The organism is Actinoallomurus sp. NPDC052308 (assembly GCF_040679195.1).
Classification (GTDB): Bacteria; Actinomycetota; Actinomycetes; order Streptosporangiales; family Streptosporangiaceae; genus Actinoallomurus; species Actinoallomurus liliacearum.
The window spans coordinates 286783-298188 of the sequence record NZ_JBFAUM010000006.1 but is presented as its reverse complement, the minus strand read 5'-3'; the positions used below and the strand labels follow the sequence as shown (position 1 = coordinate 298188).

At 68.8% G+C, this 11406-nt stretch carries 11 protein-coding genes and 1 tRNA gene; 7 read left to right on the top strand and 5 right to left on the bottom strand.

Annotated elements, in window-relative coordinates:
* Positions 1-70: 70 nt before the first annotated feature.
* A complete protein-coding gene (locus tag AB0L00_RS20315) occupies positions 71-1009 on the bottom strand; it encodes an acetate--CoA ligase family protein (protein WP_364436157.1) in 939 nt (312 codons plus the stop codon).
* A gap of 2 nt (positions 1010-1011) precedes the next feature.
* A complete protein-coding gene (locus tag AB0L00_RS20310) occupies positions 1012-1842 on the bottom strand; it encodes a cyanophycinase (protein WP_364436154.1) in 831 nt (276 codons plus the stop codon).
* A 680-nt stretch (positions 1843-2522) separates the two neighbouring features.
* Here AB0L00_RS20310 and AB0L00_RS20305 point away from each other — a divergent pair.
* Positions 2523-3215: a hypothetical protein gene (locus tag AB0L00_RS20305; protein WP_364436151.1), complete on the top strand. Its 693-nt coding sequence runs from the start codon at positions 2523-2525 to the stop codon at positions 3213-3215.
* Positions 3216-3240: 25 nt separating this feature from the next.
* Here AB0L00_RS20305 and AB0L00_RS20300 read toward each other — a convergent pair whose 3' ends face one another.
* Entirely contained in the window at positions 3241-4464 is a 1224-nt protein-coding gene (locus AB0L00_RS20300; RefSeq protein WP_364436148.1) for a sigma factor, read from the bottom strand.
* A gap of 232 nt (positions 4465-4696) precedes the next feature.
* Between AB0L00_RS20300 and AB0L00_RS20295 the strand changes: the two genes are divergently transcribed.
* Complete coding sequence (locus AB0L00_RS20295) at positions 4697-6130, top strand: phospholipase D-like domain-containing protein (protein WP_364436145.1); 1434 nt, start codon at positions 4697-4699, stop codon at positions 6128-6130.
* A gap of 71 nt (positions 6131-6201) precedes the next feature.
* Here the strand turns inward: AB0L00_RS20295 and AB0L00_RS20290 are convergent, their stop codons facing one another.
* The gene (locus tag AB0L00_RS20290; RefSeq protein WP_345366686.1) at positions 6202-7356 is read right to left on the bottom strand and encodes a LuxR C-terminal-related transcriptional regulator; all 1155 of its coding nucleotides are present in this window, start codon (positions 7354-7356) and stop codon (positions 6202-6204) included.
* Between the two features lie 110 nt (positions 7357-7466).
* Between AB0L00_RS20290 and AB0L00_RS20285 the strand changes: the two genes are divergently transcribed.
* The 5 genes from AB0L00_RS20285 (at position 7467) to AB0L00_RS20265 (ending at position 10743) form a co-directional block, all read left to right on the top strand.
* Positions 7467-8039, top strand: a complete 573-nt coding sequence (locus AB0L00_RS20285) for a hypothetical protein (RefSeq protein ID WP_364436142.1) — start codon at positions 7467-7469, stop codon at positions 8037-8039.
* A gap of 150 nt (positions 8040-8189) precedes the next feature.
* Positions 8190-8262: transfer RNA gene (locus AB0L00_RS20280), tRNA-Arg, on the top strand.
* A gap of 140 nt (positions 8263-8402) precedes the next feature.
* A complete protein-coding gene (locus tag AB0L00_RS20275) occupies positions 8403-8537 on the top strand; it encodes a hypothetical protein (protein WP_364436140.1) in 135 nt (44 codons plus the stop codon).
* Positions 8538-8550: 13 nt separating this feature from the next.
* Positions 8551-9147 carry a hypothetical protein gene (locus tag AB0L00_RS20270; protein WP_364436138.1) on the top strand — a complete coding sequence of 199 codons (597 nt, stop codon included), beginning with the start codon at positions 8551-8553 and terminating at the stop codon, positions 9145-9147.
* 1026 nt (positions 9148-10173) lie between these two features.
* Positions 10174-10743, top strand: coding sequence for a PH domain-containing protein (locus tag AB0L00_RS20265; RefSeq protein WP_364436135.1), 570 nt, complete (start codon positions 10174-10176; stop codon positions 10741-10743).
* Between the two features lie 325 nt (positions 10744-11068).
* Here the strand turns inward: AB0L00_RS20265 and AB0L00_RS20260 are convergent, their stop codons facing one another.
* Positions 11069-11341 carry a hypothetical protein gene (locus tag AB0L00_RS20260; protein ID WP_364436132.1) on the bottom strand — a complete coding sequence of 91 codons (273 nt, stop codon included), beginning with the start codon at positions 11339-11341 and terminating at the stop codon, positions 11069-11071.
* Positions 11342-11406 lie beyond the last annotated feature (65 nt).

Below are 11406 nucleotides of genomic sequence, written 5' to 3'. Positions count from 1 at the left end.
CCTGCCCGAGCTCGACGGGCTCGAAGTGGCGGGGGGGGGGCGGGCCGCGGGGCCCCGGGCGCCGCGGCCCCTACACCCCCCCCCCCCCCACCCGGTGGTCCCGGCCGGGAACGTAGGTCTCGACGAGCGCCTCGCCTCCGTCGGCGGAGGCCGCGTGGAAGGCGGCGGCGACCTCGTCGGGGTCCGTCAGCTCGATCCAGACGTTCTCCCCCTGGTGGCCGGCGAGCGGCTTGACCACGACGGGCGCGCCGATCTCCTTGTACGCGGCGATCGCCTCCTCGACGGTCGTCACGACGGTGCCCTCCGGCACCGGCAGCCCGGCGCTCTCCAGGAGCCGCTTGGTGAGCATCTTGTCGCCGGCGGCCTCGACACCGATCGCCGAGGTCCGGTCCGTCATCGCCGCCCAGACCGTGCGCCGGTGCCGCCCGTACCCGAGCTGCAGCAGGTTCAGGTCGTCGACCCGGCGTACGGGGATGCCGCGCCGCCGGGCCGCCGCGGCGAGGGCGGCGGTGCTGACGCCCAGGCTCGTCCGCTCGTGCGTCGCGGCCAGGGCGGCGAGCTCGGCGTCGAACGCGATGTCCCCATCCTTCAGCAGGCCGGTCACCGTACGGATGGCGAGGTCGATGAGGTCGCCGACGAGCGGCGTCTCCGCGGGTTCGTCCGCCGGGCGTTCGAGGATGAGGTCATAGCCTCCCGGCGTCCCGGCCCACACCGTACGGCCGAAGCAGACGTCCCGGCCTATCAGCGCGGACAGCTCCAGCGTGACGTGCTCGGTGACGTGCCCGAAGTACGTGCCGCGGGCCATCGCGGCCAGCAGCCCGCCGGGCCGGCCGGCGGAGCAGTGGTGCTCGGCCAGACCGGGGAGCGCGGACACCAGCCGTTCGGCGAAGCCGGGGAAGTCCGTCGTCTCCCGGCCGGTCAGCTCTCCTAAATCGAGCCGGGCGATCACCACCGGCTGCGCGATGTAGACGTTGGGACCGTTCAGCCGGCGCAGATGCTCGAGGTGCATGGTCACTCCTCTGCTGCGGGTACGGGGCCGAACCACGGTTTGCGCTGTTCCATGTCGAACCAGCAGCCGGCCGGAAGGAGATGGAGACGGACGTCGAAGAGGGCCATCGGATCGTCGTCGCACTCGGCGTACCCGACGGTGGCCTGGTCGGCGTCCACGACGGTCACGACCCCGCTGCCGATCACCTCGAAGCGGCCCTTGCGGACCATGATCGCGGTGTCCTCGTCGATGCCGACGCCCAGTCGCAGGGTGTCGAGCGCGATTCCGCTGAGGAGCCGGGGCAGCCGGCCCCGTTCGGCGAAGTGCATGTCGATGAGCACGTCGTCGAGCAGGCCGAGGCCGGGTCCGATCCGGACCGTGGAGGCGGCGACCTCGTGACCGTCCCCGCCGAGGATCATCCAGCGGCCCATCGCGGTGGCGCCCGCGCTGGTCCCGGCGATGACGAGCCCGTCGGCCGTGAGGCGCTGCCGCAGCAGGGCGTTGGCCTTCGAACCCACGAGGCTGCGGATCCGGGACTGGTCGCCGCCGCTGAACAGCACCCCCGTGGCCCCGCGCAGTACGTCGAGCGACGCCTGGCTGTCGGCGACGGCCCGGTGCGGCAGCCGGAGTTCGGTGACGGATGAGACGCCGAGCCGATGGAACACCTCGGCGTACTCGGCCGCGACCTGTTCGGGTTTCTCGGTCGCCGTGGTGACTACCACGATGCGGGATTCATCCGCCCCGGCGAGGGAGACGAACTCCTTCAACGGCCCGGTGCCGCAGGTGCGGTTCTCCGCGCCGCCGATGACGAGGAGCCGGCCGTCGCGGCGTCCCTCCTCCGTTATGTCGGTCACGACAACTAGTTACCCTAATGTCACTTCAAGTAGTCAGATGAATCGTGACGCGGTCGTACGCGCGCCCGCAGCGGGGTGTGTGGTCCAGGGCGGTCCTCGCCGGACGGTGGAGATCCCCGGCCACCCGACGTCCGGGCCGCCATCGGTCTGAGGGGGCCGGCCGCCGTCCCGCCGGTCTCCGGGGCTCTTCGACGGGCTCGACGTTTCGAACCGGAATCGCGGGGCCGGCGGAATGGCGCCCGGAGCGCGATGCGGCGGCGGGCGAGAAGTCCGCCGGCGCGGGAGTGTCGGTGCCGAACGGTAGAGTCACGAATAATCGCCCTAAAGACCGCGAAAACTGGACTTATGCGTAACGCCGTTCGCCGCACCGACCGCCATGGGTCTCTCCCGCCGAGGCCCCTGGCCCCTCCCCGTCGCCGGTTACGACTCGCTGAACTGGTCGAACGGCTCAGGCGGCCTGCGTGATCCGACAGATCCACTACCTCTGAGGTAAGGGTTGTCTTACCCGCAGGATCTTTCGTCGCCGTTCTCGCGTCTAAGGTTCGCTGGATTCAGCGGTCACCGGAAGGACGTGGGGAAGGTACCGAAAAAGAGAGGCGCTGGTCATCCTCCGAGAGGCACACTCTCTCCGCAAGTGGAGCGAATGGGGGCGCGTAGCCCAGTTTGCTTTGGAGGTGTCCATGCCGCTCAAGGACGTTTATGCTGACGTTCGCCTTACCTACCGCCTTGTCCTGGCGATCGATGTCGAGAAATACAGCACGCGCGACGCGCGCGGCCAGCTTCGGGCGCAGACCGATCTGCGCAACATCCTCAGCCTGGCCGCGCGGGACGTCGGCCTCGACCGCAGCCTCTGGTACGAACAGGTCAGCGGCGACGGCGAGCTCGCGGTGCTTCCCGAAGACGTCGACGTCTCCCTCGTCGTCGGTGACTTCACCCGCCGGCTCGAGGCCATCCTCGGCGAGTTCAACCGGGAGCGCGGCGGCGGCGGGCGGCTGCGGCTGCGCGTCGCGCTGCACCACGGCACTCTCACCCCGGGGCCGTTCGGCCCGGCGGGTGACGCCCCCATCGTCGTCAGCCGGCTGCTCAACGCGAAGCCGCTGCGCCGCCTGCTCGCCGACCAGCAGCACCGGGACGTCGCACTGATCGTGTCGCAGACGCTGTTCCAGGACGTCGTCCGTACCGGCTTCTGCTGCCTCGACCCGTGCGACTTCGAGCCGGTCCGGGTGAACGCCAAGGGCGTGCTCTACCACGGCTTCGTGCAGCGGCGCGCGGCCGAGGTGGAGATCGTCCAGCCGGTGCTGCGGGCGGTCGGCGAGGCCGGCGGCGCGGTCCACGGCGCGAACCTCGTCGCCCTGCCGGGCGGCCGGGGCTGACGACGGCGGCACGGCACCTCCGTGATCAGAGAAGCGAGAAGTCCCAGGAGACGGTGACCGCGGTGGAACGGCCTCCGCCGTCGGTCACCGTCACCGTGGTCTGACCGGGCAGGACGATGCCCTTCCGGTCCAGGATGACCTGGAGCGTGGCGTGCTCGCCGGCCGCGATCGCGCCGCTCGCGTTGGACAGGACGATGCTCGGATCGGCGCTGGCCGCGGTCCAGTCGACGCTGCCGTCCTTGGCGGTGAGGTCGACCTCGCCGGTCTTGCTCGAGGACTGGATGTGAACCGCGAGGGGCGCCACCTCGAGGACGCCCTTGGGCGGCTTCGGTGACTTCGGAGGCGGTGCCGGTTTCGTCGGACGGGTCGACGGGATGAGCTGCGGACCGGTGTTGGGCGGCGCCTGGCCACGGGACGGCGAGGAGACCGGGGGCCGGGTCAGGATCGGCCCATCGGAGGGAGACGCCGTCCGGGAGGTCGGCGTCTTCGAGTGCGGCTTACCCCCGCCGGGCCACTGCAGGTCCGGAACCGGCACGTTCGGGCCGATGAACATCATCACGGCGACGGCGGTCGCCAGCGCCGCCACCGATCCACCGCTGGCGAACGCCCAGCGCCGCGCCAGCCGGGACGGCGCGTCGGGCTGCCGGGGCATCCCCTCGGCGGTCAGGGCGCCGCCGCGCGCGGCGATCTCCGTCCGGTACCCGGCGAGTTCCGGGTCGGTCCCGGCGTGCAGCACCCGATGGCGGAGCGCCGGAGGCGGTTCGGGCACCGGGACCTCCGCCACGATCGTCTCGGCGTCGGGCGACAGTTGGTCGGCCCGGTGCAGCCGCCGCTGGGCCCGTAGCGTCGTGACCCCGAGGGCCGCGGCCAGGTCCTCGCCGGTCAGATCGTGCCGGTGAACGAGGAAAAGGATCTCCCGGTAGAAGAAGTCCAGCCGGGCGAACGCCTCGTCGTCCGCCATGGCGGCGGGCCGCTTGCGGAGGAGGCAGCGCCGCCGCGCCGCGGCGTACAGCCAGGCGCGGAGCCTCTCGCGTTCCCGCAGCCGCGGGGCGCGGCGCGACGCGTCGATGAAGGTGTCGTGCACGACGTCCTCGGCGGCCTTGAGGTCACCGAGGAGCGCCGCACAGTAGTCGTACAGCCGCTCGGCGTAAACGTCGTACAGCGTCGCCAGGGCCTCTTCGTCCCCCTCGTGCAGCGCCTTGACCAGGCGTCTGTCGGCGGTGGGGGCGAACGCGGACCACCTTGCCATGCACGTGCTCCAGGTATCGGACGGCGCGGCTCTGTTTACACCAGTGTCAAGGATAGGTCACAAGATCACCCGAATTACCGCAAAAGCCGTGGCCTCGATCCATTGTGCGGTACGGCGGACCGAACCTTCCTCACATTTCGGGAAAACCGTGTCACATGCCACAATCCCTCTGCGTGGCGGCTGATCGACGAGCGCGCCCCGTACGCGGCGGCACCGTACGACAGGGGGTTCGATGAGGAGATCACTCCGACGGGTCGGGGCCGTCCTGGCGGCATTCGGCGTACTGACCGGCACGGGCGGAGCCGTCGGCACGGGCGGAGCCGCCGCCGCGGCGACGCCGTCGTCCCGCGCGACCGCCGTCCCGACCGGCGTCGTCTTCAGCACCCCGTCCGGGACCCGCGCCCAGCAGGACGCCGTCGAGAACCGGCTGATCCAGTTGGTCAACGGGGCGGCCCGCGGCTCGACCGTCCAACTGGCGATCTACTTCCTGCGGGACGGCGCCCTCGTCGACGCCCTGATCAACGCGCACCGCGCGCGGAACGTCGGCGTCAAGGTCGTCGTCGACGAACGCAACACCTGGGAGCCGCCCCGGGACACCCCGCTGCAGCCCGGCCAGGTCCGCGTCCGCAACGCCGGCATCGTGAAGCTGGAGAAGGCGCTCGGGACGAAGATCACCGCACGGTCGTTCCTGCGCGTTTGCAGCCCCGACGGCGCCTGCATCGGCACCAAGGGCTCCCCGAAGAACCACAACAAGTTCTACCTGTTCTCCGACACCCTCGGCACGAAGAACGTCGTGGTGCAAGGCTCGGGCAACATCAGCCCGAACACCCGCCTCACCAACTTCAACGAGGCCGTCACCTTCCCCGGCAATGCCGCGCTGTACGGCGCCTACCAGCGCTACTTCAACGACCTCGCGGCGATGCGCAAGAACGCGAACTACTACCGGACGTACAACGCCGGCGCCGTCAAGACCTTCTTCTATCCCCGCCGGGGCGCCACCCCGTGGGAGGCGGCCACCGACGACGTGTACCAGATCCTCAAGAACGTCAAGTGCACCGGCAACAAGAAGGTCGGCACCTCGGACCACCGGACGATCGTCCGGGTCAACATGTTCGAGCTGAACCGCGCGGACGTGGCGCACAAGCTCTTCGACCTGGACGCCAAGGGCTGTTACGTCGAGCTGATCTACTCGGCGATGAGCCGGACCGCCGAGAACATCCTCACCGCGAAGGCCGGGAAGTACCACGGCCCGGTGCTGCGCTGCTCCAAGTTCACCTACCCGGTCCGCGACGACAAGGGCCGGCCCGTCCTCGACCCGAACGGCAGGCAGAAGACCCAGGGCGCCTTCACCCACGACAAGTACCTTCTGATCGAGGGCGTGTACTACGGGCAGAAGGACAAGAAGATCATCCTGGCCGGCAGCCACAACTTCAGCTACAGCGCGCTCCGCGAGAACGACGAGACGCTCCTGCGGATCGACAGCCCGGCGCTGTACAACGCGTACCGCGCCGGCTTCGACGGCGTCCGCGCCCAGATGACGAAGTACCACTCCGCGCCCGTCGCCGGCTGCCACTCGCCGAGCGAGGACCTCCAGGCCCGTACGTACCTGCCCAAGCCTGCGGAACAGGAGCTCGAACGCGAGCTACAGGACGAGTACGAGAACTGACGGCGCGCACCGGAACGGACGGCCGAGTGCCGTACCCGCTGTCGCCAAGGCCGGCCGCCGGCTGAATTCCGTCAGTGGTCCACGCCATTGATGAGCCTGCCGTCCGTCGACAGCGGCGGATCCGCGAGCTGCGGGAAGTAATGGCGGAAGAACAGATTCGCGGTGAGCTCCCGGCGGCTGCGCACACCGGCCTTGTCGAAGACCGACTTCAGATGATCCTGCACCGTGTACGGAGAAAGGTGCAGGCGCCGCGCGATCTCATTGGTCGAACTGCCCCGGAGCACATGCTGGGTTATCTGACGTTCCCGGGTGGACAATCCGTAGACGTCGAGAACGATGGCCGTGAGATCCCTCGCCTCCGCGGGCGCGATGGAAATGGCGGTCGCGGGCTCGCCGCCCTGGTCGACCGTCCAGGCGTGCAACGTGAGCCAGCGGCCCGAGCCGATGGGGGCACGGGAGCGCACCGGCGTGCCGGGCGTCGCCGTACGGGCGCGTGTGGCCAGCGCCTGCACGGCGTAGGGGCATTCGCCGTCGTCGACCGACCCGCTCTCCTGGAGCCGGCCGACCCAGTGCCGGGCGGTGTCCGAGAGCGACCGGATCCGCAGATCGGCATCGAGCATGATCAGCCCGGGAGCGTCGGGCAGGTCACCCCGGTCGAGGCCCGACAGGAGCAGCGAACGCCGCAGCGCGTCCGAGGCCGGCCGACTGAGAGCCTCCGCCAGCGCCACGTCACCCGCGTCGAACGGCCGGCTGCCCGCACCACGGCACAGGACCAGCAGCCCCCAGACCCGATCGCCGTCCCGGAGCATCACCCGTAGCTCGTCCGCGAGCCCCAGCGGTTCGAGGATCTCCCGGTAGTACTTGCTGGTCCCCAGATCATGGTGGGTCGACTCGCTCAGCACGCTGACCCGGGCGGCCCGCTGGGCGAGCGCGCGAACGTTGTCGACGTCGTCCTGCTCGACGTGCTCGATCTGGAAGAGACGACCCATGTACTCCGGCGGGAAACCATGGGTGTGCTCGCCGCCGGTGTCCAGCATCGTCGACGGATCGAGCAGCACCCCGCACCACACGTCCGCGGGCATGACCTCCGCCAGCGCCCCGACGGCGTGATCGATGATTTCGACGGCCCCGATATCGGACCGAAGCTTCAACTGAAATCGCCGGACCGAATCAGCTAATGCTCGATCCGAGCGCCCTTTTGCCACGGTCGCATTGTAGTCAGCCATCCCATAAATCTGGGATAGCCCTGCTTTCTGCCGCGAACCTACCCTCGACATCAATGGGGGTGAGATCAAACGATCTCTCTCGGGTGGGTTTCCGAAAAGAGGAATGTCGTATGGTGCAGTCCACGGGGAACATGCGAACCGAACCGCCGCCGCCTCGCGACCACAGAAGGCATCCCTACCTGTCGTACTGGCTCACCGGCGGCATCGCATCCGTCATCGCCGCGGTCATCGGCCTGGTCGCGACCTTCGTCTCGGGTTCGGGATCCGGCTCCGCACCCGCCCAAGTGCCGGCGCCCGTGCTCGTCTCCGAACCGTCGTCTCCGCTGTCCGCCTCGTCCCCGTCGTCCCCGTCGTCACCGGAGTCGTCTCCGGCGTCATCGCCGACGTCTCCCGTCTCGTCTCCGGTGGCCGACACCCCGTCACCCGCCATCGGGACGATCATGGTGCCGGCGGGGTACACCGTGGCCCTGGTCCACGAGGGACAGTGGCTCACCACCCCCGTGACCGCCCGACTGGTCCGGGGAACGAGAGTCCGGATCCACTGCACCGTCGAGGGCGGCATGGTCGCGGGACCCACCGGCCACCAGAGCACCCTCTGGGACAAGATCGACGGCGGCTACATCCCCGACGTGGACGTCGACACCGGAACGCAGCAGCCGGTCCGCGGCAACTGCGGCTCCTGACTCCCGCCGGACCCGGCTCACGGCGCGGACACCGCGGGATCGAGCGACGGCGGCCTCCGGCGCCTACGCCCCGGCCAGGCCGCCGTCAACCTGGCCCCCCGGGATTCGATTCGCGCGCCGAGGTCAAGTCCCGTACACTCTTGCAAGCCAGCAGCCGTAGCTCAACGGATAGAGCATCTGACTACGGATCAGAAGGTTGGGGGTTCGAATCCCTCCGGCTGCGCCCAGCTTAAAGGCCTCTTGCGATCACGCAAGGGGCCTTTTTGCTAACGGGTTCGCTAACTCGGCCCTGGACAGCCGTGAACCGAGCTGGGTGGTTCAGCCACCCCGCAGCAGGCCAGCGGAAGTCTGTGACAGGTCCTCATGGGTGAGTACAGCTGCGGACTGCCCTACGATCTGATGACCTTCGAGGAGCGCGACCAGGTCGACGCCGAACGCACCGACGCGATCCGAGAGACCGTGTCCAGCCTGCCCGCGCGGCCCGGTACCCGACGCTAAGGAGCCCCCGACCGTGAAGATCATCGACCGCGTCAAGACGTACATCCGAGAGAAAAAGGGACGCGACCCCCGCTCGACCAGCGACCCGCTCGGCGGAGCGGCCGACCCCGCCCCGGCACAGCGCGACCGCGCAGGGCACAAGCAGAACCGCGATGACAAGAAGCCCGCGGTGTCCACGGACCACGAGGCGCCGGCGCCCGAACCGGCCGCGGAGTCGGCCACGGAGTCGGCCACGGAGTCGGTCACGGAGTCGGCCACCGAGCCGGCTACGGAGTCGGTCACGGAATCGGTCACCGAGCCGGTCACGGAGTCGGTCACCGAGCCGGCTACGGAACCGGTCACCGAGCCGGTCACGGAGTCGGTCACCGAGCCGGCTACGGAGTCGGTCACCGAGCCGGTCACCGAGCCGGTCACGGAGTCGGCCGCCGAGCCGGCTACGGAACCGGTCACCGAGCCGGTCACGGAGTCGGCCACCGAGCCGGCTACGGAACCGGCCACGAAATCGGCCACGGCGCCCGCCGCGTGCCCGCGCTGCGGCGCGACCGGTGAGGCACCCTGCACGACCCCGTCCGGCAAAGCCACGAAGACCCACAAGGGGCGCGAGCAATGAACAGCGGTGCTGCAGACTCCCGGACGGGCCCGCGGCCATCTAAAAGGGAATGAGTACGCCCCAGGCGGTCTCTGCCGGACGTGGGTGGTCCCAGAACTGGTCTCATTTGTGGCCGAGATCAAATAACCGTCGTTGACGTACGCCAAGGTCCGCCGGCGTTTCGAGATACGCCTGCTCACCTGCGCAGACGCAGACGTCCACGGATCTTTGAACCGCGTTGCCACGCCGCTGGGGCCGCCTGACGACAGCGGTGACGACAGCGACGACAACCACCAGCACACGATCCCAGCCACCGGACGTCGTCCCCCACGGTCGCGGCGCATCCGCCACGCGCCACCGTCGGCTACGGATCAGAAGGTTGGGGGTCTCCGGCTGCGCACCAGGTCGAAGGCCCGTTCCGATCGAGGAACGGGCCTTTGCCTTTGGCTGTGGGAGCCACCTGGTCAGGACCCGAGAAGAGTCCGGCTCGTGGAGGTTGCGGCAGCATGCTCGGTCAGTTGGGCTTGTCGCGCCTGCCGTAGCTGACCATCGAAGTGTTGCAGATCCGCTGGAGCAACTCGCTCCATTCGCCGCTGACTCACCGCCCACCCAGGGTCGGACGGGACAACCTAGAGCGCCACTCGAATGAGAGGCGCCAGGCCGGTTGTTCCTTGTCAGGGTTACCGGACTGGAGGGCAGTAGCCTGTCCGTTCGCCAATGCTGTTGATTTCCGCGTTGGACCTGGAGTCACCCGAGTAGTTGATCTGGTCGGTGCACTTTACGCCCGCCTTCACCTGCTGCCATGGCCCTGACGACAGCTGTGACGACAACGACCAACGCCTCCGCGCCCTCCGGATGCCCGGCACCTGCTTCAGCACGGGATGCCGGCGAGGATGTCGCGGGCGTCCTTGCGGGCCGGCGTGGCGGCGACGTACGCCGGCTTGTCCTCGAATTACCTGGCTTGCGTCTGTGAGCAGGAGCGAAGCCGGATGACGGCCGGCGAGGGCGGCTGATCCTTCCGGGGGCCGGAGATGTAGCGTGCGCTCCGTGAACGAGCTGAGCTTTCGGGGGAAAGATCGGTATCACCCATCCTGGCCGCATTTTGCGGCGCTGGGCCTCGGGTTGGCCATCGAAGGAGCGTTTGCCTTCTTTCGACTCGGCGTCGTGGGCTCCTGCTGGCTGCTGGGCGGGACGGCCGCGCTCGTCGGTCTCGGCATGTCCATGGCGCTTCGAAGCTGGACCACGGTCGGGGCGGCCGGAATAACCATCTACTGGGGCCTCGGGCGTGGTCGTACCTACCCCTGGCGGGAGATCCGGTGGATCGACGTACGCGAGACCAAGAGCCAATATGGGACGGCGCTCACGGCTCGTATCACCCTCGCGGACGGGCGGCGTCGCTCACTGCCTGCGCTCCAGCACAGCACCCGGTACCCCGACCCCGATTTCCACGTGGATGTGCAGCGGGTCATCAACTGGTGGGAGTTGAACACGGACCAGGCCGCACGGTTCCAGCCGCCGAAGCGGTTGCGGTACCGCCTGACGCCCCAAGCGATCGGACTCATCCTGGGTCTGCTCATAACGATCATCGTCGTGCTCGGCGTTGCCGTAGAGGGCTAGGCGAGCGTACGCGAGGATGCCAACTCCTGCCGGCTGGAGACGCGTACGGGCTCGACATGGTGAGTGGCCAACTACCGCGATTCCTGTGGCGCCGTCCCAACGGTTGACCCGCGATGTAGTCACCGGCTGCCTCTGACCGTGAGGGCGGTCCGAGCCGGTGTTCGCCCCTGAGTGATCAGCCGCAGTGTGACCAGCCGGATTCCCAGTACCCGTAGCTTCCGGCACTGCCACCCCAGTCGATGCACGTTCCCGGGGCGTAGATCTTCACCGGACCGGCGTAGTAAGAGTACTTGCCGTCGTCAGCAACGTGATAGTGGTCGCTTTGTCACTCGATGATCGTGGCCACCTCGGTGGGGGTGCCCACGTTGGCGGTCTTCCAGGCGACCTGGCAGTCGGTGCTGCCGTTGTACATCAGGTAGAAGGTGACGACGTTGTTCAGGTTGTGGTGGTCGATTTCGTGGTAGCCGCTGCCGCATATGGCTTCCGGCGTTGACCCTGCGTCCGCCGGAGCGCAGACTGCCGCGGGGCCGATGAGCGCGGCCGCTGCGGCCAGTCCGAGTACTGCTGTCCGCTTGAACCTTGCCAGATGAACTGTCACACCTCACGAGACGTAAGAGCCCGAAGCGGCGTGACATCCCGGCAATGTGGTACACGTCACGTTGT